Annotated in this window: 22 protein-coding genes; 10 read left to right on the plus strand and 12 right to left on the minus strand. The window is 70.7% G+C overall.

The genetic code is table 11. The features are described 5' to 3' along the window. Window positions 1-338 precede the first annotated feature (338 nt). Window positions 339-1,751, plus strand: coding sequence for a M20/M25/M40 family metallo-hydrolase (locus tag ACYVLT_RS30410; protein ID WP_461123599.1), 1,413 nt, complete (start codon window positions 339-341; stop codon window positions 1,749-1,751). Between the two features lie 39 nt (window positions 1,752-1,790). Here ACYVLT_RS30410 and ACYVLT_RS30415 read toward each other — a convergent pair whose 3' ends face one another. Continuing rightward, a complete protein-coding gene (locus tag ACYVLT_RS30415) occupies window positions 1,791-3,836 on the minus strand; it encodes a hypothetical protein (protein WP_461123600.1) in 2,046 nt (681 codons plus the stop codon). A 107-nt stretch (window positions 3,837-3,943) separates the two neighbouring features. On the opposite strand from ACYVLT_RS30415, the gene ACYVLT_RS30420 reads away from it, so the two are divergent. The 6 genes from ACYVLT_RS30420 (at window position 3,944) to ACYVLT_RS30445 (ending at window position 12,501) form a co-directional block, all read left to right on the plus strand. Then, on the plus strand, window positions 3,944-6,625 hold the full coding sequence (locus ACYVLT_RS30420; RefSeq protein ID WP_461123601.1) for an MGH1-like glycoside hydrolase domain-containing protein: 2,682 nt from the start codon (window positions 3,944-3,946) through the stop codon (window positions 6,623-6,625). A gap of 156 nt (window positions 6,626-6,781) precedes the next feature. After that, entirely contained in the window at window positions 6,782-7,600 is an 819-nt protein-coding gene (locus ACYVLT_RS30425) for a transporter substrate-binding domain-containing protein (RefSeq protein WP_461123602.1), read from the plus strand. Between the two features lie 75 nt (window positions 7,601-7,675). Continuing rightward, a complete protein-coding gene (locus ACYVLT_RS30430; protein ID WP_461123603.1) occupies window positions 7,676-8,500 on the plus strand; it encodes an amino acid ABC transporter permease in 825 nt (274 codons plus the stop codon). Continuing rightward, a complete protein-coding gene (locus tag ACYVLT_RS30435) occupies window positions 8,497-9,297 on the plus strand; it encodes an amino acid ABC transporter ATP-binding protein (RefSeq protein WP_461123604.1) in 801 nt (266 codons plus the stop codon). The genes ACYVLT_RS30430 and ACYVLT_RS30435 overlap by 4 nt, the downstream gene beginning before the upstream one ends. 106 nt (window positions 9,298-9,403) lie before the next feature. Then, window positions 9,404-11,584, plus strand: a complete 2,181-nt coding sequence (locus ACYVLT_RS30440; protein WP_461123605.1) for a hypothetical protein — start codon at window positions 9,404-9,406, stop codon at window positions 11,582-11,584. A 14-nt stretch (window positions 11,585-11,598) separates the two neighbouring features. Continuing rightward, window positions 11,599-12,501, plus strand: coding sequence for an ROK family protein (locus ACYVLT_RS30445; protein ID WP_461123606.1), 903 nt, complete (start codon window positions 11,599-11,601; stop codon window positions 12,499-12,501). A 22-nt stretch (window positions 12,502-12,523) separates the two neighbouring features. Here the strand turns inward: ACYVLT_RS30445 and mctP are convergent, their stop codons facing one another. The 3 genes from mctP to ACYVLT_RS30460 form a co-directional block, all read right to left on the minus strand. Then, a complete protein-coding gene (gene mctP / locus ACYVLT_RS30450) occupies window positions 12,524-14,158 on the minus strand; it encodes a monocarboxylate uptake permease MctP (RefSeq protein ID WP_461123607.1) in 1,635 nt (544 codons plus the stop codon). After that, window positions 14,158-14,424 (minus strand): DUF3311 domain-containing protein, encoded by a 267-nt coding sequence (locus ACYVLT_RS30455; RefSeq protein WP_461123608.1) that lies wholly within the window; start codon window positions 14,422-14,424, stop codon window positions 14,158-14,160. Before ACYVLT_RS30455 ends, mctP begins: the two co-directional genes overlap by 1 nt. Window positions 14,425-14,558: 134 nt before the next feature. After that, on the minus strand, window positions 14,559-15,260 hold the full coding sequence (locus tag ACYVLT_RS30460; protein WP_461123609.1) for a GntR family transcriptional regulator: 702 nt from the start codon (window positions 15,258-15,260) through the stop codon (window positions 14,559-14,561). 89 nt (window positions 15,261-15,349) lie between these two features. Between ACYVLT_RS30460 and ACYVLT_RS30465 the strand changes: the two genes are divergently transcribed. Further along, complete coding sequence (locus tag ACYVLT_RS30465) at window positions 15,350-16,123, plus strand: LamB/YcsF family protein (protein ID WP_461123610.1); 774 nt, start codon at window positions 15,350-15,352, stop codon at window positions 16,121-16,123. Window positions 16,124-16,130: 7 nt separating this feature from the next. Here the strand turns inward: ACYVLT_RS30465 and ACYVLT_RS30470 are convergent, their stop codons facing one another. From ACYVLT_RS30470 to ACYVLT_RS30485, 4 genes are read right to left on the minus strand one after another with little or no spacing between them, the layout of a single operon-like run. Continuing rightward, window positions 16,131-16,940, minus strand: coding sequence for a hypothetical protein (locus ACYVLT_RS30470; protein WP_461123611.1), 810 nt, complete (start codon window positions 16,938-16,940; stop codon window positions 16,131-16,133). Further along, entirely contained in the window at window positions 16,940-18,070 is a 1,131-nt protein-coding gene (locus tag ACYVLT_RS30475) for a hypothetical protein (protein WP_461123612.1), read from the minus strand. The genes ACYVLT_RS30470 and ACYVLT_RS30475 overlap by 1 nt, the downstream gene beginning before the upstream one ends. 16 nt (window positions 18,071-18,086) lie before the next feature. Continuing rightward, entirely contained in the window at window positions 18,087-18,410 is a 324-nt protein-coding gene (locus ACYVLT_RS30480) for a WXG100 family type VII secretion target (protein WP_461123613.1), read from the minus strand. A gap of 7 nt (window positions 18,411-18,417) precedes the next feature. Then, window positions 18,418-19,131: a YbaB/EbfC family nucleoid-associated protein gene (locus ACYVLT_RS30485; RefSeq protein ID WP_461123614.1), complete on the minus strand. Its 714-nt coding sequence runs from the start codon at window positions 19,129-19,131 to the stop codon at window positions 18,418-18,420. Between the two features lie 203 nt (window positions 19,132-19,334). Here ACYVLT_RS30485 and ACYVLT_RS30490 point away from each other — a divergent pair, with 203 nt between their 5' ends. Both ACYVLT_RS30490 and ACYVLT_RS30495 read left to right on the plus strand, forming a co-directional pair. Beyond that, window positions 19,335-20,567, plus strand: coding sequence for a hypothetical protein (locus tag ACYVLT_RS30490; protein ID WP_461123615.1), 1,233 nt, complete (start codon window positions 19,335-19,337; stop codon window positions 20,565-20,567). Between the two features lie 4 nt (window positions 20,568-20,571). Then, window positions 20,572-21,402: a septum formation family protein gene (locus ACYVLT_RS30495; RefSeq protein ID WP_461123616.1), complete on the plus strand. Its 831-nt coding sequence runs from the start codon at window positions 20,572-20,574 to the stop codon at window positions 21,400-21,402. A 41-nt stretch (window positions 21,403-21,443) separates the two neighbouring features. Here ACYVLT_RS30495 and ACYVLT_RS30500 read toward each other — a convergent pair whose 3' ends face one another. The 4 genes from ACYVLT_RS30500 to ACYVLT_RS30515 form a co-directional block, all read right to left on the minus strand. After that, window positions 21,444-21,764, minus strand: a complete 321-nt coding sequence (locus tag ACYVLT_RS30500; protein WP_461123617.1) for a hypothetical protein — start codon at window positions 21,762-21,764, stop codon at window positions 21,444-21,446. 254 nt (window positions 21,765-22,018) lie between these two features. Then, window positions 22,019-23,830 (minus strand): phosphoenolpyruvate carboxykinase (GTP), encoded by a 1,812-nt coding sequence (locus tag ACYVLT_RS30505; protein ID WP_461123618.1) that lies wholly within the window; start codon window positions 23,828-23,830, stop codon window positions 22,019-22,021. A 395-nt stretch (window positions 23,831-24,225) separates the two neighbouring features. Next, on the minus strand, window positions 24,226-24,717 hold the full coding sequence (locus tag ACYVLT_RS30510; RefSeq protein WP_461123619.1) for a GNAT family N-acetyltransferase: 492 nt from the start codon (window positions 24,715-24,717) through the stop codon (window positions 24,226-24,228). Window positions 24,718-24,724: 7 nt separating this feature from the next. After that, window positions 24,725-24,988: a hypothetical protein gene (locus ACYVLT_RS30515; RefSeq protein ID WP_461123620.1), complete on the minus strand. Its 264-nt coding sequence runs from the start codon at window positions 24,986-24,988 to the stop codon at window positions 24,725-24,727. Between the last annotated feature and the right edge of the window lie 59 nt (window positions 24,989-25,047).

Here is a 25,047-nt window from a genome sequence, read left to right on the forward strand (position 1 = left end):
ACATGGCGTCACCCGGCATGGTGAGCCCTGTCCCAGTTTGTAATCTCCGGTACAGCCGTCTGACGTGCGGTAACGGTTGGACGGCCAATCTTCGGCAGTCCGAGTAGAACGTTCGGATGACGAACACCGGCGTCCCGGTTACCGTTCGTTAACCACCTTCCGTAGGGCGGTGGACACGCCGGGTGGACCGAACGGCCCACGTCGGCCCCGCTGCGTTGGATGGACTACCGACCATCGGCCGTACCGACCATTTCCACCAAGCGAAACCCGCCGGCGCGGGCCGGGACGGCGCCGTTCGGGCGGAACGTCGCGGGTCGCCGCCGTGACAGGATCGTGGGGTGGACCGTTCAGCGCTGACCCGTACCGTTCGCGGGCTCTGGGACGACGACATCCTCCCGAGCCTGTCCGCCTTGGTCGCGATCCCCGCGATCTCCCCCGTCTTCGACCCCGCGTGGGCCGCGCACGGGCACCTGGCCGGCGCCGTGGAGCACGTGCGCGCCTGGCTCGCCGACCGCGACCTGCCCGGCACGACCGTCGAGGTCGTCGAGCTGCCCGACCGCACGCCGGTGCTGCTGGTCGACGTGCCCGGCACCGCACCCACGTCCGACACGGTGTTGATGTACGGACACCTGGACAAGCAGCCGCCGGTCGGCGGTTGGGGCGACGGGCTCGGTCCGTGGACCCCGGTCGTGCGCGACGGGCGGCTCTACGGTCGCGGCGCGGCCGACGACGGCTACTCGGGCTACGCGGCGATCGCCGCGATCGAGGCCGTCCGGCACGCGGGCGGCACGCACTCGCGGTGCGTGGTGCTGCTGGAGACCGGTGAGGAGTCCGGCAGCCCGGACCTGCCCGCCTACCTGGAGCACCTGCGGCCGCGACTGGGCGACGTGTCGCTGGTGGTGTGCCTGGACTCGGGCGGCAACGACTACGACCGGATGTGGCTGACCACCTCGCTGCGCGGGTTGGTGCAGGTCGCGATGACCGTGCGGGTGCTGGAGAGCGGGCTGCACTCGGGGATGGCGAGCGGGATCGTGCCGTCGTCGTTCCGGATCGCCCGGCAGCTGCTCGACCGGCTGGAGGACTCCACGACCGGCGAGGTGCTGGTGCGCGAGATGCACGTCGACATCCCGGAGGACCGGGTGGCGGAGGTGCGCGACGCGGTGTCCAGCACGCCCGGTGTGCTGGTCGGCAGCGTGCCGTGGGCGGCGGGGACGCAGCCGATGGGCGCCGACGAGGTCGAGCTCGCGCTCAACGCCGGGTGGCGGCCGACGCTGTCGGTCACCGGCGCGTCCGGGCTGCCCGCGCCGGACGACGCGGGCAACGTGCTGCGGCCGTTCACGACGCTGGTGCTGAGCTTCCGGCTGCCGCCGACGGCCGACTCCGAGGCCGCCATGGACGCGGTGCGGCGGACGTTGACGACCGACGTGCCCTACGGGGCCTCGGTGGAGCTGTCCCGCGTCGAGTTCGCCGACGGGTGGAACGCGCCGGAGCTCGCGCCGTGGCTGCGCGAGACGGTGGACCGGATCGGCGAGGACGTGTTCGGCGCGCCGTGGCGGACGGTGGCGCTGGGCGGCTCGATCCCGTTCATGGGCCTGCTGCACGAGGCGTACCCGCAGGCCCAGTTCCTGGTCACGGGCGCGGTCGGGCCGGACTCCAACTGCCACGTGCCCGACGAGTGGCTGCACCTGGCCCACGCGGCCCGGGTCACCGAGGCCGTGGCCGTGGTGCTGGACGCGCACGCCCGGCGTTAGCGGGAGGCGGGGCGGTGGTCGGGGAGCCCGGCCACCGCGCTACCCGCCCCACCTGCGGTCGAGGTCGCGCAGCAGCGACAGGCCCGCGTCCGGGTTCGTGCCGGCGTAGCGGCGGGCCCGGGCCAGGTCGTCGAAGTCCAGCACGGCCATGCGGGCTTCGGTGAGCTCGGCGGTGAAGGTGTCGGTGACCGTGGCGAGGAAGTGGACGCGGGCGGCCACCGCGTCGCGGAGTTGGCGCACGCGCTCGGAACGGCCCTGGTACGCGGCGCGGACGGCTTCGCCGTAGGTCTTGAGGTCGGTGGCCGGGCGTTCGTCGAGCAGCCGGAGCAGGTCGGTGACGCCGTCTCGGTCGTCCGCGGCGGTCAGGGCGTCGGCGGTGGCCTGGCAGGCACGGGTCAGCTCGGCGGTCGCGAGGGCTTCGACCACGTCGGTCAGCTCACGTCCCGGCTGGTCACGGCCCAGTTCCACGATGGCGCGCGCGGTGCGGACCAGCTGGCGGGCCAGGCCGCCGGAGAACACGTAGGCCAGCGCGTGGAACTGCTCGGACAGGTCCAGGACGTAGCGGCGCAGCAGCTTGCGGGCGTAGCCGAAGTCCAGGTAGTCGACCCGGAGCACCTCGTCGAACGAGCTGTCGAACACGCTGCGCAGGCCGATGCCGGACAGCTCGAAGTCGTGCTGCGCCTCGGTGGACACCGACACCAGGTAGTAGCAGCCCTGGACGTCGAGGATCGCCTTGATCTCGTTGAGCAGCCGCCGCGCGGGCTCGCCGGTGCCGACGCGGTCGAGCTCGTCGATGCCGATGATCACCCGGCCGGGTCGGAGCTCACGCTCGGTGGCCTGCTCGGCGGCGATCCGGCCGAGGAACACCCGGAAGCGCTTGACCACCTCCGGGTAGGTCAGCGCGCGGCCGGTCAGGGTCACCGCGCGCTTGCCGGCCAGCTCGAAGCCCTTGAACCCGCCCTTGCCGCTGACCTCGTCGGTGCGACTGCGCACGTAGTTCAGCACCGCCAGGTGCTCCCGCGCGGCGGACGCCAACGGGTCGCGCGACCCGAACCGGGCGATCACCGCCTCGCACACCTCCGCGAACAGGTGCACGACGAACTCCTGCGGCACGTAGTCCACCGGCGCGGACACCAGCACGGCCAGGTCGGGCGCACCGTCCGCGACCCGGTACCGACCGCCGCAGAACGCCCGGAGCAGGTTCGTCTTGCCCGCGCCACGCGGCCCGGCCACGGCGAAGCTGCCGCCGTCGAGCCGGTCGACCAACCCGGCCAGCGCGGCGCCCGCCGGCGTCGGCACGTGCATCCGCAGCGGGTCGGCCCGGACGACGGCGAACGCCTCCCGCGCCGTGAGCGTGGTGGAGTGCACGGGCGGCAACGCCTCGTTCAAGACGCTGTAGAGCACCGGCAGCACACCGTCGACCACGACGCGGTCCTCCCACGCCCGGAGCGCGGCGCGCGCCACCTCGCTCTCGCCCGAGTACGTGAAGCCGTCGAACAGCGTGCGGACTGTCCAGACGGCCGACAGCAGCACCGCGAACACGCCGATCAGCCCCGCCACCTGCCAACTCGCGGCCAAGGACCCGAACAGCGGCTCCCAACCGAACACGGGCAGCAGCCCTCCGCACCACAGCCAGGTGATCGCGAACCGGCGGCTGAATCCGCCCTTGGACCAGCTCAGCACCATGACCACGTCGACCAGGACCGCGAGCACCACCCCGCCCACGGCGGCGGTGAGCACCCAGTCCCGGTGCACGTGGAGCAAGGAGGTGATGAACAAGCCGAGGGACGCGAGGCCCAGCACCGGCGCGACGAGGAGCACCCACCGCCCGATCGGCGCGTTCACCTCGAACAGTGCCCACCAGCCGGGCCGCTCGGTCCGGTACCGCTGCTCCGCCTGGCCCGCCGCGGCCAGCACCGCGGTCTCCGTCCCGCCCAACGCGGTGAGCAGGTCCGCTCGCGTCACGAGCCCTTCGGCCACCGCCCGCGTCACCTCCGGCCGCTCCAGGGCGTCCGCGACGGCGCGTTCCCGGACCCGCTCGGGTCGGTCCTCGCCGCTGTACCAGGCAGGTAAGCCGTACTCCACGGAGAGTGACGATGACACCCCACGGACAGGGTTCGCAAACACCGGTCAGGACTGTGACCTAACTCGTCGGTAACCGGTTTACTGAACCGATGCCGCACACTGGCCGAGTGAACGAGCACAGCCGGCAAGCCGAGCGGACGCGGTTGGCGGAGTCGGACTCCCCGACCGCACCCTGGCGTCTCTGGGGCCCCTACCTGGCCGGACGCCAGTGGGGGACGGTTCGCGAGGACTACTCGGCGGGTGGGGACGCGTGGACGTCCTTCCCCTTCGACCACGCCCGCTCACGTGCCTACCGGTGGGGCGAGGACGGCATCGCGGGCATCTGCGACGTGCACGGCTTCCTCAACCTCGGCGTCGCGCTCTGGAACGGCCGCGACCCGATCCTCAAGGAGCGCTACTTCGGGCTCACCAACAACGAGGGCAACCACGGCGAGGACGTCAAGGAGCACTGGTGGGTCACCGACGGCACGCCGACGCACTCGTGGATGCAGGTCGTCTACCGGTACCCGCAGGGTGAGTTCCCCTACGCCGAGCTGCGCGAGATGGCCCGGCGCGCCGGCCGCAACGAGCGCGAGCCGGAGCTGTCCGACACCGGCGCCCTGGACGAGAACCGGTTCTTCGACGTCCGGATCAGCTACGCCAAGGCGGGCCCCAGGGACATCTGCGTCGAGCTGACCGCCACCAACCACGGCCCGGACCCGGCGCCGCTGCACCTGCTGCCCCAGTTCTGGTTCCGCAACACGTGGGCGTGGGGCCGTGACGACCGCAAGCCGAGCCTGCGCGCCTGCACCAGGGACGGCTGGCGCCGGATCACCGCCGAGCACGGCGCGCTGGGCCGCTACACGCTGCACGTCGAGGGCACGCCGACGCTCCTGGTCACCGACAACGAGACCAACGAGGTCGAGCTGTTCGGCACCGAGCGCAACCCGACCCGCTACACCAAGGACGGCATCGACCGGTACGTCATCGGCCAGGACTCGCGGGCGTGCCAGGTCGTCGGGCCGGACGACACCGGCGAGCCCGGCACGAAGGTCGCCGCCTGGTACTCGTTCGACCCGGTCGAGCCGGGCGAGTCGGTCACCGTGCGGCTGCGGCTGGTGGAGGGCGACGGGCACCTCGACGCGTTCGGGCCGAGCTTCCAGGACACCGTCGACCAGCGCCGGGCCGAGGCCGACGAGTTCCACCACACCGACCTGGACCCCAAGCGGGCCGCGATCGTGCGGCGCGCGTTGGCCGGCCTGATGTGGACCAAGCAGCACTACCGCTTCCGCACCGCGGAGTGGCTGGACGGCGACCCGGCGCAGCCCGCCGCGCCCAAGTCGCGCAAGAACATGCACGCCCGCAACGCCCACTGGCGCCACTTCGACGTGGCCGACGTGATCTCCATGCCGGACGAGTGGGAGTACCCCTGGTTCGCCGCGTGGGACCTCGCGTTCCACACCGTGCCGTTCGCGAAGGTCGACCCGGCCTTCGCCAAGGAGCAGCTGCTCCTGCTGTGCCGGGAGTGGCTGATGCACCCCAACGGCCAGCTGCCCGCCTACGAGTGGGAGTTCGGCGACGTCAACCCGCCGGTGCACGCGTGGGCGGCGCTGCAGGTCTACCGGTCCGAGGAGGTCAAGGACCGCAAGTTCCTGGCCAAGATCTTCCACAAGCTGCTGCTGAACTTCTCCTGGTGGGTCAACCGCAAGGACGCCGACGGCAGCTACCTGTTCGAGGGCGGCTTCCTCGGCATGGACAACATCGGCCCGGTGAACCGGTCGGAGCCGATGCTGGGCCAGTGGCGGCTGGAGCAGTCCGACGCCACGTCCTGGATGGCGGCCTACAGCCTGCACCTGATGCAGATCGCGCTGGAGCTGGCGCGGCACGACGAGTCCTACGAGGACGTGGCCACGAAGTTCGTGGAGCACTTCCTGAGCATCGCCGAGGCGTCCACGCAGTTCGGTTCCGGCGGGCGCGGCATCTGGGACGAGACGGACGGCTTCTGCTACGACGCGGTCACCCGGCGGCTGCCGGACGGCCACGTGGAGTCCAAGCCGGTGCGGGTGCGGTCGATGGTGGGCCTGATCCCGGTGCTGGCGTGCGCGGTGCTGGAGCCGTGGGTGTTCGAGGAGCTGCCGGAGTTCAGCCGGCGGTTGGAGCACCTGCTGTCCCGTCGACCGGAGTTGCAGCAGTTCCTCAGCCGCAGCGGCGGCGGCGCCCTGCTCAGCCTGCTGGACGAGCGCAAGCTGCGGCTGGTGCTGAGCCGGATGCTGGACGAGGGCGAGTTCCTCTCCCCGCACGGCATCCGCAGCCTGTCCGCGGCGCACCGGGAGGGCCTGGAGGTGCAGGTCGCCGACCAGGAGCACCGGATGGGCTACGAGCCGGGCGAGTCGCGCACGCCGATGTTCGGCGGCAACTCGAACTGGCGCGGCCCGGTGTGGTTCCCGACCAACGCCCTGCTGGTGGAGGCCCTGCGCACGATCGAGGAGTTCCACGGCGGTCGGTTCCACGTGGAACTTCCCACCCGCAGCCAGCGGCACGTGACCGCGGGTCGGGCGGCGGACGAGCTGGTCGGACGGCTGGTGACGCTGTTCCTGCCCGACCACGACGGGCGCCGGCCCGCGGACGGCAAGCGCATCGAGTCGACCGACTCGCCGCTGTGGCGCGAGCACGTCACCTTCAGCGAGTACTTCGACGGCGACACCGGCGAGGGCCTGGGCGCGACGCACCAGACCGGGTGGACCGCGCTGGTCGCGAGCCTGTTGACGGATCGTCGCCAAACAGGCGCTCTGGGTGAATCAATTGTGTGATTAAGGCCAAATGGCTGAACAATTTGCGGTTATACGCACCTTGTGACGCAAGATTCATGCGCACAGACGTTCTGTAACACCCGCGTGCTGTGCACCGCGTCACCCAAGTGGCAGTATGCCGAACACTCGACCGACACAGTTACGAGGAGTGACGCCGTGGCCCGTCGTACCAGGCACGCTGCGCTCGCCCTGTTCCCCGTGCTCGCCTTGGCGGCCACGATGACGGCGTGCGCGACCAAGGTCAACACCGGCTCGCAGGACAGCGGGTCGGGCATCACCCTGGTCCAGAGCGGCAAGCTGGTCACCTGCACCCACCTGTCCTACAAGCCCTTCCAGTTCTCCGAGGGCGACAAGACGGTCGGCTTCGACGTCGACCTGGTCGATCTGGTGGCCAAGGAACTGGGCGTCACCCAGGAGATCTTCGACACCCCGTTCGAGACCATCACCTCCGGCGAGGTCTTCAACACCGGCAAGTGCGACCTGGCCGCGGCCGGCATGACGATCAAGCCGGACCGCGCCGAGGTCATCGACTTCTCCGAGCCCTACTTCGACGCCTCGCAGGCGCTGCTGGTCAAGAAGGACTCGCCGGTCAAGTCCCTGGAGAACCTCAAGGACAAGAAGATCGGCGTGCAGCTGGAGACCACCGGCGAGATCTACGCCAACGAGAACGCGGCGAAGTACGGCTACACGGTCGTGCAGTTCGAGGACCTGCCGTTGATGGAGACCGCCGTGCGCACCGGCGCGGTGGACGCGGCCATCAACGACAACGGCGTGCTGCTGGACTACGTCAAGGAGTTCCCGGACACCGCCGTGGTCGCGGAGTTCGACACGCAGGAGAAGTACGGCATCGGCCTGAAGAAGGGCAACACCGCCCTCAAGGCCAAGGTCGACGAGGTCCTCAAGAAGGCCAAGGACAGCGGCAAGTACGACGAGATCTACGAGAAGTGGTTCGGCAAGAAGCCGGAGTCGAAGTAAGCGGCTGACCGCGGGGCCGGTGTTCGTCGAGCACCGGCCCCGCGCCTTGTCCACCCCACCCACGAGGTAACCCACATGGCACTCTCCAAGCGACAACGGGCCAAGGCGTTCCGCCTCTCCCAGTACGCGCTGCTGGTCGTGGTCGCCGTCCTGCTGGCCGTCGTCGCCGACTGGAACGAGATCCAACGCAGCTTCTTCAACCTCGAGATCGCCGCGGAGATGTTCCCCAACGCCATCACCGTGGCGTTGAAGAACACGCTCGTCTACACCGCCCTCGGCTTCGCGTTCGGCCTGGCCCTCGGCCTGGTGCTGGCGCTGATGAAGCTGTCCCCGGTCGCGCCGTACCGGTGGCTGGCGACGATCTACATCGAGTTCTTCCGCGGTGTGCCGGCGCTGCTGGTGTTCATCGCGCTGAGCTTCGGCGTGCCGCTGGCGTTCGGGCTGCAGTTCGACATCTACTCGACGGTGATGCTGGCGCTGGGCATCGTCGGCGCCGCGTACATGGCCGAGACGATCCGCGCGGGCATCCAGGCGGTGCCGAAGGGCCAGATCGAGGCGGCCCGGTCGCTGGGCATGTCGCAGGGCCGCACGCTGCTGACCGTGGTGATCCCGCAGGCGTTCCGGATCATCCTGCCGCCGCTGACCAACGAGCTGATCCTGCTCACCAAGGACTCGTCGCTGATCTACATCATCGGCCTGGCCCGCGACCAGTACGAGCTGACCAAGTTCGGCCGCGAGACGCTGAGCCGGTCGCCGTCGCTGACCCCGATCCTGGTGGTCGGCCTGTGCTACCTGCTGATCACGCTGCCGCTCGGCCACCTGTCGCGGCACCTGGAGCGGCGCACCGGCGGCAAGAAGATCAGCACGCCGGAATCGACCGGGTTGGGGGTGTCCGCGTGAGCGTCGACGACGTGGTGGGCGTGGATGGCGTGACGAGCGACCTGGCGGTCGAGATCACCGGGTTGAAGAAGTCGTTCGGCACGCTGGACGTGCTCAAGGGCATCGACGTGCGGGTGAACCGCGGTGATGTCGTGTGCATCATCGGGCCGTCCGGCTCGGGCAAGTCCACGCTGCTGCGCTGCGTGAACCTGTTGGAGGAGCCGACCGGCGGCCGGATCGTGGTCAACGGCACCGAGCTGACCGACCCGGACGTGGACATCGACGCCGCGCGCACCCGCATCGGCATGGTGTTCCAGTCGTTCAACCTGTTCTCGCACCTCAACGTGCTGAACAACCTCACGGTCGCGCAGCGCAAGGTGCTCAAGCGGGACGCGAAGCAGGCGCAGGAAGTCGCGCTGCGCAACCTGGAGCGGGTCGGGCTGTCGGACAAGGTCAACGCGATGCCCGGTCAGCTCTCCGGCGGTCAGCAGCAGCGGGTGGCGATCGCCCGGGCGCTGTCGATGGACCCGGACGTGATGCTGTTCGACGAGCCGACCTCGGCGCTGGACCCGGAGCTCGTCGGCGACGTGCTCGGGGTGATGCGGCAGTTGGCCGACGAGGGCATGACGATGCTCGTGGTGACGCACGAGATGCAGTTCGCCCGCGAGGTGGCCGACCGGGTGCTGTTCATGGACGGCGGGTACGTGGTCGAGGAGGGGCCCGCCGAGCAGGTCATCGGCGCGCCGCAGCACGAGCGCACGCAGTCCTTCCTGGCCCGCGTGCTCGACCCGACGCACCAAGGGCCCAGCAGCACCTGACCCGGGCGGCGCCTGAGCCTCGGTGCCACCCGAGCTTCGGCGGCATCCGACCCCGGTGGGCCGAACCCGTCACGGGTGTCGGCCGGTGCCCTTATTGTCATCCCCCATGACCGAGGTGGGGGCGCGGCGGCTGGACGTGTTCGACCCCAGCCCGCCGCGCTCCGCCCGGATGGCCGCGGCCGACGTGCTGCGCGGGCTGGGCGAGCCGGACGGGACGTGGCGGTTACCGCGGCGGCGGGCCGGGATGCCGCCGGTGGTGCGGGTGGCGGACAAGTTCCTGACCGGCGCGCTCGACCTGCGCGCGGTGGAGTTCCCGTACCTGCTGGAGTTCGTGCGCTGCCGGTTCGAGGAACCGCCGGACCTGCGGCAGGGCAAGCTGGCCGGGATCGAGTTCGCGGACTGCCGGCTGCCCGGCCTGTCGGCGCGGAACCTGAGCAGCGCCAACGAGGTCTCGCTGGCGGGCAGCAGGGTCGAGGGCCTGGTGGACCTGGTCGACGCCGACGTGGCCGGGTCGTTGACGTTGCGGGACAGCGACTTGCGGGCGCCGGGCGGCATCGCGTTGCACGCCGACCGGTTGAAGCTGGCGGGCGGGTTGCTGGCGCAGCGGGTGCGGGTCACCGGCGAGCTGCGGATGGCGGGCGCGCACGTCGGCGGGTACTGCAACGTCAGCGGTGGGCTGCTGACCAACCCGCTGGGCCACGCGTTCAACGGCACCGGCCTGCACGTGGGCGGCAACCTGCTGATGAACGGCTGCGAGGTGCACGGCACCGTGCTGCTCGCGGGCGCGCGGGTCGACTCGGCGTTGACGCTGCGCGGCGCGACCGCCGCCGACGGCCGGGCCGACGACGACGCGTTGGACCCGCACTCCGACCCCGACGCCACGCTCGTGTTCGACCGGATCACGGTGGACGGCGACGTGCAGCTGGACCGGGGTTTCACCAGCGCGGGCACGGTGCGCATGGTCAACGCCGCGATCGGCGGCACGCTGTCGCTGTCCGGTGGCGCGTTCGACGCCATGGGCGCACCCGACGGCGAGCCCACCGGCTTCGGGCGCGCGCTGGCCACCGACACCGCCGAGCCGACGGGGTTCGGGCGCGCGCTGCACCTGGACGGCACGACCGTGGGCGGTGACATCATCGGCCGGCAGGCGCGGGTGCGCGGCCAGCTGCGCATGGTCGACTTCCAGGCCAAGGGCAGCGTCATCCTCGACGGGTCCACCCTGGACAACCCGCGCGCGGACGCCGTGCTGGGCAACCGGTCCAGGATCGGCAGCAACCTCGCCGCCCGCGAGGTCGAGGTGACCGGCGGGTTGGAGCTGCGCGGTGTGCACGTGGGCGCGAACCTCGACCTGCGCGGCAGCCGGATCACCCGGCCGGGCCGCTACCGGCACCAGCCGGCGGGCAAGCCGTCGCTGGACGTCGGCGGTGCGGTCATCGGGCGCGACCTGATCTGCGCGCGTGGCGCGAAGGAGTTCGTCGCGCACGGCGGCGTGCGCGCACGCCGGGCGCAGGTCGGCCGGATGGCCACGTTCGAGGGCGCGGTGCTCGGCGACAAGCTCGACGCGCACGCGTTGAACCTGCTGGGCATGCAGGTGCAGGAGCTGGTGGTGACGACGGTCAGCCCGCCGCGCGGCGACGTGACGCTGCGCCAGGTGCGCTGCACGGTGTTGGACGACAACGAGCAGTTCTGGGGCGCGACCGGCCGGATCGACCTGGAGGAGTTCCGCTACGACTCGCTGCGCCACCCGATCGACCTGCGTGACGACGGCGAGATCGACCGGCGGCTGCGCTGGCTGCGGCAGGCCATGCGGCGCAGCTACCGGCCCGGGCCGTACGACCAGTTCGCCGAGATGCTCCGGGCGGGCGGCAACGACGAGCACGCGGCCACCGTGCTGGTGGAGAAGCAGCGGCTGCGGTACCGGGCGGTCGCCGAGGGCCGCCGCTGGCTGCGGCCGCTGGTGCTGCTGTGGAGCTGGCTGCAACGCGCGATGGTCGGCTACGGCTACCGCCCGGCCCGCGCGTTGGCGTGGCTGGTGGTGACGTGGCTGCTGGGCAGCGCCTACTTCGCCGCCGGGCCCGAGCTGTCCGAGATCAACGAGCAGGACCACCTGACCTGGAACCCGTGGCTGTTCACCATCGACCTGGTGGTGCCGATCGTGGACTTCGGCAACAAGAACCGCTGGCACACGCCGGACGAGTCGCAGTGGATCGCGTCCGGGATGATCGTCATGGGGTGGGTGCTGGCCACCACGGTGGCGGCGGGCGTCACCCGAACGTTGAAGCGGTGACTTAGGGTTGCGCCGTGACTGATCTGGTGCTCGCACTCGACGTCGGCGGGACCAAGATCGCCGGTGCGTTGGTGGACCGCGGTGGCGCGGTGCGGCGGGCGGTCCGGGTGGCGACGCCGGCCGGGTCGGCGGAAGAGGTCTGGGGCGCGGTGGCGTCCGTGGTCGAGCAGGTGGCGCAGGGCGAGGGCGTGGCCGGGGTCGGCATCGCCTCGGCCGGGCCGGTGGACGTCGACGCGGGCACGGTCAGCCCGATCAACATCGGCGGGTGGCGTGGCTTCCCGTTGCGCGAGCGGGTGTCGGCGTTGTTGCCCGGTGTGCCGGTGGAGTTGGCGGGCGACGGGCCGTGCATGGCGTTGGGCGAGCACTGGCTCGGTGCGGGGCAGGGCAGCCGGTTCGTGCTCGGGCTGGTGGTGAGCACCGGCGTGGGCGGTGGGCTGGTGCTCGGCGGGCGGCCGTTCGGCGGGCGGACCGGCAACGCCGGGCACATCGGGCACGTGGTGGTCGAGCCGGACGGCGAGCCCTGCCCGTGCGGTGGGCGCGGGTGCGCGGAGACGGTGGCCGGCGGGCCGCGGCTGGTGGCGTGGGCGCGCCGGCAGGGCTGGCAGGGGCCGGACGGGGCGGACGCGGCGCACCTGGCGGCCGCGGCCGGCACGGGTGAGGAGATCCCGAAGGCCGCGTTCGAACGGGCCGGGAGAGCGGTCGGGCTGGCGATCGCGGCGACGGCCGCGGTGGTGGACCTGGACCTCGCGGTGGTCGGCGGCGGTGTGGCGCAGGCCGGTGACCTGCTGTTCGACCCGATCCGCCGGACCGTCGCCGACCACTGCGGGCTGTCCTACCTGAGCTCCCTGCGCGTGGAGCCCGCCCGGCTGGGTGGCCAGGCGGGACTCGTCGGCGCCGCTCGGTTGGTGCTCGGCTGAAGGCCGCGCACCCGGTAGCCGGCTAGTGGACGGCGATGGGCTTGACCCGGTCGCTGTCCTCGTCCACGTGGTAGTCGTCGCCCTGCGTCTCGTCGGTGCCGTTGAACACCCGCAACCGCTTCGCGATCAGCGTCACGACGACGGTGACCACCAGGTTCGCCACGACGGCGACCGCGCCGACGTAGATCTGCACGGTGGAGCCGGCGAACGGGTGCCAGCCGAGCAGCGACAGCTTGTCCAGCGGCAACGCGGCCCCGCCGAAGTGCGCCTTGCCCGCGGCCGGGTTGGCGATGTTGTAGAGCAGGTACATGCCGTAGCCCATGCCGGCGATCCACCCGGCGATCAGGCCGTACACGTGGAACCAGCGGGTGTAGAGCGCGATCGCCACGGCCGGCAGCGTCTGCAGGATCATCACGCCGCCGATGAGCTGGAGGTCGATGGCGTACTCCGGGTTGATGAACACGATGAACGCGACCGCGCCGAACTTCACCACCAGGGACGCGAGCTTGGCCTGCTTGGCCTCCTGCTTGGGCGTGGCGTCCTTCTTCAGGTACTCCTTGTAGATGTTGCGTGTCCACAGGTTCGCCGCCGCGATCGACATGATCGCGGCGGGCACCAGGGCGCCGATCGCGATGGCCGCGAACGCGACACCGGCGAACCAGCCCGGGAACTCCTGGCCGAACAGCACCGGCACGATGGTGTTGTTGTCCGCCTTGCCGGTGGCCTGGTTGGTGATCGGCTTGACGCCCGCGGTGATCGCGACGAAGCCGAGCATCGCCAGCAGGCCCAGCAGCAGCGAGTACGCGGGCAGCGCGACCATGTTGCGCTTGATCACGTTGCGCCCGCGCGAGGCCAGGATGCCGGTCAGCGAGTGCGGGTACAGGAACAGCGCCAACGCCGAGCCCAGCGCCAGCGTGGCGTACTGGAGCTGGTTGTTGCCGGTGAGGACGATCCCGTCGGCCTTGCTCTCGGTCGCGGCGTACTTCGCCTGGGCGGTGTCGAAGATCGCGCCCCAGCCGCCGAACTTCGACGGCAGGTAGATCACCGCGACGAGGATCACGATGTAGATCAACGTGTCCTTGACGAACGCGATCAGCGCGGGCGCGCGCAGGCCCGACTGGTAGGTGTAGAGCGCGAGGATCACGAACGCGATGAACAGCGGCAGGTGGCCGAGGATGCCGGAGCCGTTGAGCCCCATCGTGCGCAGCACGGCCTCCAGGCCGACGAGCTGCAACGCGATGTAGGGCATGGTGGCGATGATGCCGGTGATCGCGACCAGCAGCGCGAGCCAGTGCGACCCGTACCGACCGCGGACGAAGTCCGCCGGCGTCACGTACCCGTGCACGCGCGACACCGACCACATGCGCACCAGCGGCAGGAACACGATCGGGTACAGGATCACCGTGTAGGGCAGCGCGAAGAAGCCCATCGCGCCGGCGCCGAAGACCAGCGCGGGCACGGCGACGAACGTGTACGCGGTGTACAGGTCACCGCCGACCAGGAACCAGGTGATCCAGGAACCGAACTTGCGGCCGCCGAGGCCCCACTCGTCCAGGTGCTCCAGGGTGTCGCCGGCCTTCCACTTCGCCGCGACGAAGCCCAGGACGGTGACCAGCAGGAACAGCGCGCTGAACACGACCAACTCGGTCCACTGCATTACTTGGCCCCCTCATCCAGGTCGTCCACGCCGAGCAGGTCCGGCTTGCCCTTGACGACGGGTTCGTCCTTGGTCTTGACGTAGACCAGGCCCACGCAGAGCACACCCACCGGCACCCAGGCGAACTGGTACCAGTAGAAGAACGGCAGCCCCAGCACCCGCGGCTCGTCGGTGTTGAACCACGGCGTGACGAGCATGAGCAGCGGAACCAGCAGCAGCAGGTTCCAGTTGCTCCAGCGGAGGCTGGATTTTCGAGCAGACGACATGTGCCCCTCCGTACGGCAGCCCGGTGATGCGGTGTCGCGGTGACGCGGTGTCGCGCGATGCTAGGCCGGAGGGAGGACAGTAGTCACCATGTCAGGTGGGTTACCGACGAATGACGTAGTTGGATCGTGACCAACTACCGCTGCGCGCGCAGGCCGGTGACCAAGTGCTTCTCCGCGCGGTCGAAGTAGGTGAGCAGGGCTTGTTCGGCCGGCCCCACCTCGCCCGCGTCGAGGCGGTCCACGATGGACTGGTTCAGCGGCAGGTAGTCGCGGTGGAACTCCTCCGGGTCGCCCATCACGTGGAACGCCAGGCGCACCTCGGCCAGCAGCCGCTTCATCTCCTCGTCCAGCCGGGCGCTGCCCGCCAGCGCGGTGATGGCCTGGTGGAACTTGACGTTCGCGGTGCCGACGCCGGTCCAGTCGCCCGTCTCCCGGAAGGCCAGGCCGAGGTCGACGGCGTCGCGCACCGCGCGTTGGGCGTGGTCGCCCGCGTCCGGCCAGCGGCGGACCGCGCCGCACTCGATGACCCGGCGGGCGGCGTAGAGGTCCACGATGTCGGGCACGTCCGGGCGGCGGACGAACACGCCCTTGCTGTACTCGTGCACGAGCAGGCGTTCGTGGGTGAGCAGGCGGAACGCCTCGCGCAGCGTGTTGCGGGACACCCGCAGGGCCTCGCCCAGGGCCTTCTCGTTGAGCTGCTGGCCCGGCTTGATGTCACCGTCGAGGACCCTGGTGCGCAGCTTGTCCGCCACCCGCTCGGCCGTGCTGGAGCGGTCCAGGTCACCGCGGTCCTTCGCGAGGGCGTTCAGCCAGCCGTCGGCCTGGGCGGTCGTCATGGAGCGAGTCTAATGCCCGACAAGTCAAATGGAGTATTGAAGGATCGTTGAACAATCCTTACATTGAACGACAGGTGAGGGGAGGGCTCGTGGACCTCAACGCGGATCTGGGCGAGGGTTTCGGTCGCTGGGTCCTGGGTGACGACCAGGTCCTTCTCGATGTGGTGACCAGCGCGAACGTGGCCTGCGGGTTCCACGCGGGTGATCCGGAGACGATGCGGCGGACGTGCGAGCGGGCGGCGGCCCGGGGTGTGGCCGTCGGCGCGCACGTCGGCTACCGGGACCTGCACGGCTTCGGCAGGCGGTTCGTCGACGTGCCGCCGGAGACGCTGACCGCCGAGGTGCTCTACCAGCTCGGCGGGCTGGACGCGTGCGCGCGCTCCGCGGGGACACGGGTGGGGTACGTCAAGCCGCACGGCGCGCTCTACAACGCGCTGGTCTTCCATGAGGCGCAGGCCGACGCGGTGGTCGACGCGGTGCGGGCGTACGACCCGGCGCTGCCGGTGCTCGGGCTGCCGGGCGCGGTGTGGTTGAAGCGGGCCGAGGTCGCCGGGCTGCCGGTCCGGTACGAGGCGTTCGCGGACCGGGCGTACACGGCGGTGGGCACGTTGGTCGACCGGCGGCGGCCGGGCGCGGTGCTGCACGACCCCGGTGAGATCGCGGCGCGGTGCGTGGGGTTGGCGACCGAGGGTCGGGTGCGGGCGGTGGACGGGCGGGTGCTGCGGATGCCGGTGGACTCGATCTGCGTGCACGGCGACAGCCCAGGTGCGGTGGCGATCGCCCGCGCGGTGCGGTCGGCGCTGACCGACGCGGGCGTGCCGCTGGGACCGTTCGCCGGTGGGGTGGACCGGCTGAGCGCGTGAGGTCGGGTCAGCGGGGCGGGGCGGCCGGCGCCACGCCCATCCGTTCGAGCAACCCGAGGATCACGTCGACCTTCGCCATGACCTGGGCCGGGTCGATCCGCTGGGGCGCCGTGGCGTAGACCAAGCCCGCCTCGAAGGTCAGGACGAGGGGCATCGCGCTCTGGAAGGGGTTGGCACCCGCCTGGCCGAGCAGCCACTCGACGGCCTGGGGGGTGAACGCCCGCGCCGCGGCGGCCGGGTCGGTGGTGAACACGGTGAACTCCCGGTCCATCGGCTCCGGCAACCTGGCTTGCAGCCACTGCCGCTGCTCGCGCTCCACCGTCACCGGCACCTCCGCGGCAGGCCCGGCAGCCCCGGCGCGATCCGGCGCCAACGGGCGACCTCGGAAGTCCACGTGGATCCGGCGACTGATCTTCATCGGTGCCGGGATCGAGGCGGCCACGTCGATCCGGTGCTGGTGGATGGTGGTCGTACCGGCGGTCGCCACCTGCTTCCTGATCGACGCCTCGCCCACCCTCACCGACCAGTTGCCCCGCCGGAAGTCCAGCGCGGTCTCGAAGCGGGGTCGCCGCACCGTGCCGGCCCGGTTGACCAGGCCTTCGGCCTCACCCTGCAGTGGTGGCAGGAGTTCCGCCGACCACGCGCGGGCCTCGTCGGGGCCGACCACCCGCCCGCCGAGGCTTGCGGCGAGCGCGGCCAGCGACTCGGCGTGCTGCCGCTCCTCCTTGCGGTTGCCGCGCCACCTCCACCAGACCAGGAGGCCGACCAGCGCGAGCATGATCGCGATGAGGGGAGCGAGATCGAGGAGGTACTCCATCAGATGTCCAGGTACCCCTCGGTCTGCTGCTTGGACTGATCAGCCCCGGTCTCGTCGTAGTCGGCCGCCTTCTGGCCGGCCCCGTAGTTGCGGATCGGCTTGTCGACACCGGCGTTCGCACCGCCGCCGACACCGAGTTGCGATCGTGCGGCGTCGATGGCGGCGGTACCCATGGACTTGCCGAACCCGTCCTGCATCCGGCTGCCGAGCATGCCCTTGTCGCCCCACAGCTTCACGATGGGCGAATTGCTGCCCGGGAGCTTGGCGTCCCTCATGGCCTGCGCGGCCGCGTGGCTGATCTGCTTGTTGGCCATGGAGCGCCGGAAGGCGGTCTTGACGTTGCCGACCCGCTTGGCCAGGTTGCGCAGGAAGTCCAGGATCTTGGTCAGGAACTGCTTGAGCTTGGCCACGATCCGGGCCACCCGGCTGCCCGTGGTGGCGACGCGCACGCCGGTCGCGGCGCCGGCGGCGGCCGTAGAGGCGCCGAAGCTGGGGATGGCCGCCGCCAGGGCGGGGATCCAGATCATGACCAGCCAGGTGATCAGCTCGGTGAGGATCGCCTTGATGAAGTCCTCGACGATGGTCATGATCATGCTGGAGATCTGGAGCATCTGCGCCAGCTCGCCGGCCTGTCCGGCGACGCCGTCGATGCCGCTCGCGAACTCGCCCAGCTTCGTGCCGGCCGCCTCCGAGGCGGGACCGCCCCAGTTGGTCACCGAGTTCTGCAAGTCCTCGTCGAACTTCTGCCGCAGGTCGGCCACGCCCTTGCCGATGGCGTTGAAGTTCTCCGCCGCCTGCGCCAGCGCGGGACCGTCGCCGCTGACGAAGTGGATCGCGTCCTCAAGCGGCTGCACGACGCTGATCAGGAAGTTCAGCCCTTGCCCGACCAACCAGCCGATCGGGTCGGTCGCGATGCCGTACGCGGAGGTGCCGAGCGCCCCGATCAACCCCGTCGCCTCGGAGGCCAGGCCGGTCACCTCGGCGCCGCCATCTTTCTGGGCCTTGCCCAGCGCTTCCGCGGTCTTGAGGTAGTTGCCGTAGAAGGGGGCGGCCTCCGCCATCTTCTGGCTGGTGTCCTTCTCGCCGACGGTGATCTCGACGCCGCCGGCCGTGGTCTTCACTTCCGCCATGGTGGGTACCCCGCCCCTACTGGTTGTCCAGCTCGACTTGCAGGCCGTTGAGCAGGTCCTTCACGGCTTGTTCCTGCTCGTCGTAGTCCTGCGCCGCGCCGTTGAACTTGTCCGCGCCCGACTGCAGGCCGTCCTGCAAGGCCTGGAACAGGTCGTTGAGGTCGCCGAGCATCCGCGTGTAGTCGTCCTTGACGAACAGGCCGACCACGCCCCACGACTTGTTCGACACGTCGGCCTTGGCCACCAGGCCCGCGATCTCGCCGGCGGTGCCGCGGTGGCCGTCGAGCTTGCCCGCGAAGTCCCTCAACTGGTCCGGGTTGACGTCGAATCCGCCGCTCATCGCGTGCTCACCGGTCCTCGTCGTCGAAGAGGTTCAAGAAGCGGCCGTCCTGGTTCTGCGTCGGCCCCGTGCGCGGGGGCGGCTTCGGTTGGTCGTCGTCACGGAGGAACCGACGTTGTGAGAAGTCGTCGGGTTCCTCGGGCTCCGGGCGGCGCGGCGGGGCCGGTGGGGCGGGGCGGGTCGGCGGGGCGGGTGGCACCCGGTTCGGGCCCGTCCCGGGAGGCGGCGGGGCCATCGGCGGTGGGCCGGCGTAGGGCGGGGCGGTGGGTGGCTGGGCGGTGTGGGGCGGGATGGCAGGCGGCTGGTTCTGGGCCGCCTGCTCGGTCATGGCGCGCAGCTCCTGCGGCGTGACGCCGAACAGCTGGGCCTGGGTCTCCAGCACCTGGTCGGTGAGGTGCAGGTCGTCGCCGAGCGCGTTCTCCACGATCCCCGCCTGACGGCGCGCCGCCTCGGCGACGGCCTGCCGCAGCGTTCCCATCAGCGCGGCGGCCAGCGCGTGCGGCGGCCGGCGCATGGCCTGGTCGGTCAGCCGGATGTCCTTGATCGCCCCGGACGGGCCGGCGACGACGGTCACCGCACGGTCGGGTGAGGTGGCGACCACCTCCATCGTGGCCAGTTCCTGTTGCATCTGGTCGATGCCGGCGACCTGCTGGTCGACCCGGTGCAGTTTGGCCTGGAACTGTTCGAACTGGGCGACGAGCTGGTCGAACTCGGCCGACACGGCAGGACCTCCGACGACTTCCCGATCTGCGGCGACGCGTGCGACGCCGGTGAGCGGGACTCATACTCGCAAGCCGACCGGCTACTGCGTGCCCGATTGGGTGAAAAGCCTGATGGGTGAATCCGTGGGGGCCGTTCGGCGGGTTCCTGCACCCGATGCCGGTCCGGGAGCATCTGTGGGTGACCAGACGACTCCGTGCAGTGATGACTCTCACACTCGGTCTGTCCCTCCTCACCCTGCCGGGCATCGCGCACGCGCAGCCCGCACCGTGCTTCGACCCGAACGCCCCCACCACCGTGGAAGAGCAGCGGTTGGACGACCGGCTCACGCCGACCGGCCCCGAGGTCGGGCCCGAACTGGTCCGGTCGGGCGGGTTCGAGGACGACGTCAGCCGGTTCACCGCCCGCCTGTGCGAGCCGATCTCCCGCACGCAGGCCCTCCAGTTCACCCGCACCGCCGGCACGGACCTGTGGCGGGCGGCGGTGCTGCGGGCGCGGTCGCCGCAGGCCTGGGACCGCTACGACGACCGGCCGCTGTACTGGGCCCGCCTGCTCGCGACCAAGGCGCTGCGGCAGTGGCAGCCCTCGGGGTGGCGGCTCGGCGCGGCGGACCGGGCGCGGTTGGTCGAGTCGTTCGACCGCGCGTCGCGCGGCGTGGACGACCAGGGCACCGGTGACGGGGTTCGGCGGATCGCGGTCACCGGGTTCGACCCGTTCCAGCTCAGCGGCACCTCCGTGCGGCGCAGCAACCCGGCGGGCGCGGCGGCGTTGCAGCTCGACGGCCGGGTGCTCGACACCCCGTCCGGGCCGGTGGTGGTGGAGGCCGCCGTGCTGCCGGTGCTGTGGGGCGCGTTCGACCAGGGGATCGTGGAGCGGTTCTACGGCACGGCGTTGCGGTCACGACCCGCCGCGCTGGTCACGGTCAGCCAGGGCAGGCCGGGCCAGTTCGACGTCGAGCGGTGGGCCGCGCGGTGGCGTGGCGGGTTCGGCGACAACAACGACGTGTCGGCACTCGGTGTCGTGCCGGACGCGGCGGGGTGGCCGCAGCCCGCGCACGAGTTCATCGAGACCACCCTGCCGCACCAGCGCATGGTCGCGGCCGGGACCACGCCGTTCCCGGTGCGCTACAACCGGGAGTTCTGCGAGTGGCCGGTCGGCACCACGCCCGGCACGGGGGTGCCCGACTGCCGCGTGGACGAGCCGACGCCGGGCGCGGCGGCGGCCAGTGGGAGCGGTGGCGACTACCTGTCCAACGAGTCGATGTACCGGGCCAACCGGGTCAGGCTCGGGCTGGGTGCCACCACGACCGCGGGCGGTCACCTGCACACGCCGGTGCTCGGCCAGCCCGCCGACCCGACCGCGCTCACCGACGCGGCCTTCGAACGGGACCGCCGGGCGATCGTCGACCAGGTGGTCGCCCTGGTGTCAGTAATCTGACCGCGTGAGGGGCTGGCGGGCGGCGGTGGTGGCACTGGCCGCGCTGTCGCTCGCCGCCTGCACGGCCCGGGTGGAGGGCGTGCCGGACGGCGAGGTCGTCCGCCCCTCCCTCACCCCGTCCGCCGACCAGTTGCCCAAGGCCGGTCAGTGCACGAACACCGGCCTGGAAGTCCTCGACTGCGCGGCCGAGCACGAAGCCGAGGTGACCGCGATCGGCGTGCTCGACGGTCTCGGCGACGCGTACCCGAACGACCGCGACCTGCGCCGGGCCGCCCTGCCGGCGTGCCGCACCGCGCTCACCGCCTACCTCGGCAGCCCCGACCACGACGCCACCCGCTTGCAGGCCCACGCGTACTGGCCGAGCCGCGACGGGTGGGCGAAGGGCGACCGCTGGCACGTGTGCACGGTGGTGGAGCTGAAGCCGGACGGCAGCCGGGCGCGGCGCCAGGGCAGCGCCAAGGACCTGCTCAAAGCGGCCGGGTTCGGCACCGTGCAGCTGTGCGCGACCGCGTCACCGGGGCAGGCGCGCGACGCCGGGATCACCACCTGCGACCAGCCGCACAAGGCCGAGGCCGTGCCGGGCGTGCTGGCGCTGGGCGGTCCGCAGGAGCCCGCCCCGTCGCTGGACCAGGTGAACGCCAAGGCGGCCGAGCACTGCGCCAAGGCCGTCACGAACTACGTCGGCGCACAACGCGAGGACGTCTTCGCGTCGTGGCGCGCGTTCGGCAGCCAGGCGTGGTCCGAGGGCTACACGTCGGCGGTCTGCTACGCCGAAGCCACCCGGCCGTTCACCGGCAGGCTGTGGGGCCTCGGGAAGAACCCCCTCCCCAACTGACCCACAGGCTGTGCACAGTTCCATCCACAACCTGTGGACAACTACTCCCGCCGTCCCGAGAGCAACACCAGCAACACCCCCAACACGACCGGGATCCCGCTCTCGAACATGGTCCTGAGCACCGGCAAGAACGGGAGGACGGAAAGTTCGTACAGCACCGAACCGGCGAGGGCGGCCAGCCCCACGGTCAGCGGTGCGGCTGGGGACAGCTTCCCCACGCACACCAGACCCACCAGCAGTCCCACCACTCCCAGCGCCAGCAGACCCTCGACCCGCGCACCGTCCGCGAGGAGGTCGAGGGCGAACGCCGTGACGAACACCGCGGCCGCGGCACCGATCGCCCCGAGCAGGACGCCGGCCACGTGCCACCAAGGTGATACCCGTCTTCGCACGGGCTCCACCGCGTCACCCGTCGGGAGGTACCGCACGACTCCCGTGCCAGGTGCGCTCTCACGCGGGCGGTCGTAGTGCAGCCCGCCGAGAAAATCGTCCGATTGGCTCACACCTCCGTAGTACCTCCGGACGAGCCGGATGTCACCGGGAGCAACCAAAAAGAGACCCGGTGGACGCCGTTGGCCACCGGGTCTCCCGCCTGGGGGGTCAAGGAGCTGAGGGCTCAGCCGAGGCGGAGCTTCAGCGCCTCCAGCTCGTCGCGCAGCGAGGTCGGCACCTTCTCGCCGATCTTGGCGAACCACTCCTCGATCATCGGGATCTCGGCCCGCCACTCGTCCGCGTCGAACTCCAGCGCCGCCTCGACGTCCTCGCGCGACGCGTCCAACCCGGACAGGTCCAGCTCGGCCGCGGTCGGCACGTGCCCGATCGGCGTCTCCACCGCGGCGGCCTTGCCCTCGATGCGCTCGACGGCCCACTTCAGCACGCGCGAGTTCTCGCCGAACCCGGGCCACAGGAACCGCTTGTCGTCGCCCCGGCGGAACCAGTTCACGTAGAAGATCTTCGGCAGCTTGTCCGCGTCGGCCGACTTGCCGGTGTCGATCCAGTGCTGGAAGTAGTCACCGGCGTGGTAGCCGATGAACGGCAGCATCGCCATCGGGTCGCGGCGCACGACGCCGGTCTTGCCGACGGCCGCGGCGGTCGTCTCGCTGGACAGGGTCGCGCCCATGAACACGCCGTGCTGCCAGTCGCGCGACTCGGTGATCAGCGGGACGGTGGTGGCGCGGCGGCCGCCGAAGAAGATCGCCGAGATCGGCACGCCGTTCGGGTCGTCCCACTCGGGCGCCTTGATGTCGCACTGGTCGATCGGCGTGCAGTAGCGCGAGTTCGGGTGCGACGACAGCTCGTCGCCGCCGGGCGTCCAGTCCTGCTTCTTCCACGAGGTCAGGTGCGCGGGCGGCTCGCCCATGCCCTCCCACCACACGTCGCCGTCGTCGGTCAGCGCGACGTTGGTGAACAGCGAGTTCCCCTTCTCGATGGTGCGCATCGCGTTGGGGTTGGTGTGGTAGTCGGTGCCGGGGGCGACGCCGAAGAAGCCGTTCTCCGGGTTGACCGCGTAGAGCCGGCCGTCCTTGCCGAACCGCATCCACGCGATGTCGTCGCCCAGGGTCTCGACCTTCCAACCCGGGATGGTCGGCTCCAGCATGGCGAGGTTGGTCTTGCCGCACGCGCTGGGGAACGCCGCCGCGATGTAGTAGGCCTTCTGCTCCGGCGAGGTGAGCTTGAGGATCAGCATGTGCTCGGCCAGCCAGCCCTCGTCGCGCGCCATCACCGAGGCGATGCGCAGCGAGTAGCACTTCTTGCCCAGCAGCGCGTTGCCGCCGTAGCCCGAGCCGAACGACCAGATCGTCCGCTCCTCGGGGAACTGGGTGATGTACTTGGTGTCGTTGCAGGGCCACGGCACGTCGGCCTGGCCCGGCTCCAACGGCGCGCCGATCGAGTGCAGCGCCTGGACGAAGTCGGTGTCGTCACCGAATCGCTTCAGCGCCTTCGTGCCCATGCGGGTCATGATGTGCATCGAGACGACGACGTACTCGGAGTCGGTGATCTCCACGCCCAGCATCGGCTTCTCGGCGTCGAGCGGACCCATGCAGAAGGGGATCACGTACATCGTCCGACCGCGCATGCACCCGCGGTACAGCTCGGTCATGATCGCCTTCATCTCGGCGGGATCCATCCAGTTGTTCGTGGGGCCCGCGTCCTGCGGGTCCACCGAACAGATGAAGGTGCGCTCCTCGACCCGCGCCACATCGGTGGGATCCGACGCCGCCCAGAACGAGTTGGGTTTCTTCTTCAGCGGAACGAAGGTGCCCGCGTCCACGAGTTTGGCGGTGAGCCGGTTCCACTCGTCCTGGGAGCCGTCGGCCCACACCACTTCATCGGGGCAGGTCAGCTCGGCGACCTCATGCACCCAGGACACCAGGCGCGCGTGGTTGGTCGGTGCTTGGTCGAGACCGGGAATGGTCACTGCCGTCATCTCGTCTCGTCTCCTAGCTGAGCGCCAGCCCACGGTGGACGCCGTTGTCCTGGTGGGACGTCCTCGCGAATGGCTCCGCCCGCCCGGTGGAGGGCGTGCCGTTTAAGGGGATAGACGGAGGTTAGCCGGGTTAATCCCGGGTAACGCACATCTGGCCTGTCGGCTGGCTCACAAAACCGATTCTGGAATCGATTCAGCACCCGATCACCACAAATCCGCCTGTGACCTGGGCTTTAGTCGGCGGAATGCAAGGGCGGCCGGGTGCGTCGATCGCCACACGATCAGGTGTACACGACGTGGCGCTGTGAGATCGCTCTCAGGGGACGGCGCAAGAATTACTGCGACGAAATGCCCGAATTTCTCGACCGTTTCAGAAAGGAGTTTGAACGGCTCTTCTACTTGTGCCCCAACGGATTCCCGCCGTCGAGCCGCTTGTAGTACTGGACCTGGGGGAACGGGGTGAAGCCCGCGCGTTCGTAGGTGCGGCGGGCGGGCGCGTGGCCGGGGTCGCCACCCGTGCCGACGACGGCCAGCGCGACGCCCGCTTCGCGCAGTCGCTCGACGGCGAAGTCGGTCAGGGCGGAGCCGATGCCCTGCCGCTGGTGGTCGGGGTCGACGGCCAGCATGTGGATCTCGCCGTCGCCCACCCGGACCGCGACGAAACCCACGACGCGGTCGAGCCGGTCGGCCACCCACACGGCTGTCGCGTCGTCCCGGCAGACGTCCTCGACGGCTCGGGCCTGCGTCGACTCCCAGTCCGGGAACAGCGCGGTGTAGATCGGAACGCCCAGGACGGCGCGGAACGAGTCGAACACCGGAGCCCACGCGCGCAGCGAGAACTCCACCACGGTGCCGATGTCGTCGGCCGTCAGCGGGCGGATGACCACGCGGCCATCATCGCGACAGGCGCACGACCTCCGCACCCGGATTTGCGGTCAGGTCCGCCTCGGCCCGGGCGATGGCCGCGTCGAAGGCGGCCCGGAAGTCCGCGATCGAGGTGTCTTCGAGCTGGAAGCAGAACTTGTCCTCCGGGCCGAGCAGTTCGACCACCCCGTTGTTGACGTTGATCGTGCACACGGCCGCCTCACCCCGGTCGGTCTGGCACCGGAGCAACCACTCCCGCCGCTCCCGCTCCTTGCGGATCACCCTCTGCGCCACGCCGGCCTCCTAGCTGGTTGTATGTGATCGAACACGCCAAGTGCAAGCCTCAAGCTAGC

The sequence above is a fragment of the Saccharothrix stipae genome (assembly GCF_054781895.1).

Excerpts from the sequence above, each read along its gene's own strand:
- ACYVLT_RS30430 (WP_461123603.1), top strand. The coding sequence starts at position 7,676 with ATGGCACTCTCCAAGCGACAACGGGCCAAGGCGTTCCGCCTCTCCCAG.
- ACYVLT_RS30440 (WP_461123605.1), top strand. The coding sequence starts at position 9,404 with ATGACCGAGGTGGGGGCGCGGCGGCTGGACGTGTTCGACCCCAGCCCG.
- mctP (WP_461123607.1), bottom strand. The coding sequence starts at position 14,158 with ATGCAGTGGACCGAGTTGGTCGTGTTCAGCGCGCTGTTCCTGCTGGTC.
- ACYVLT_RS30455 (WP_461123608.1), bottom strand. The coding sequence starts at position 14,424 with ATGTCGTCTGCTCGAAAATCCAGCCTCCGCTGGAGCAACTGGAACCTG.
- ACYVLT_RS30460 (WP_461123609.1), bottom strand. The coding sequence starts at position 15,260 with ATGACGACCGCCCAGGCCGACGGCTGGCTGAACGCCCTCGCGAAGGAC.
- ACYVLT_RS30470 (WP_461123611.1), bottom strand. The coding sequence starts at position 16,940 with ATGGAGTACCTCCTCGATCTCGCTCCCCTCATCGCGATCATGCTCGCG.
- ACYVLT_RS30475 (WP_461123612.1), bottom strand. The coding sequence starts at position 18,070 with ATGGCGGAAGTGAAGACCACGGCCGGCGGCGTCGAGATCACCGTCGGC.
- ACYVLT_RS30480 (WP_461123613.1), bottom strand. The coding sequence starts at position 18,410 with ATGAGCGGCGGATTCGACGTCAACCCGGACCAGTTGAGGGACTTCGCG.
- ACYVLT_RS30490 (WP_461123615.1), top strand. The coding sequence starts at position 19,335 with ATGACTCTCACACTCGGTCTGTCCCTCCTCACCCTGCCGGGCATCGCG.
- ACYVLT_RS30505 (WP_461123618.1), bottom strand. The coding sequence starts at position 23,830 with ATGACGGCAGTGACCATTCCCGGTCTCGACCAAGCACCGACCAACCAC.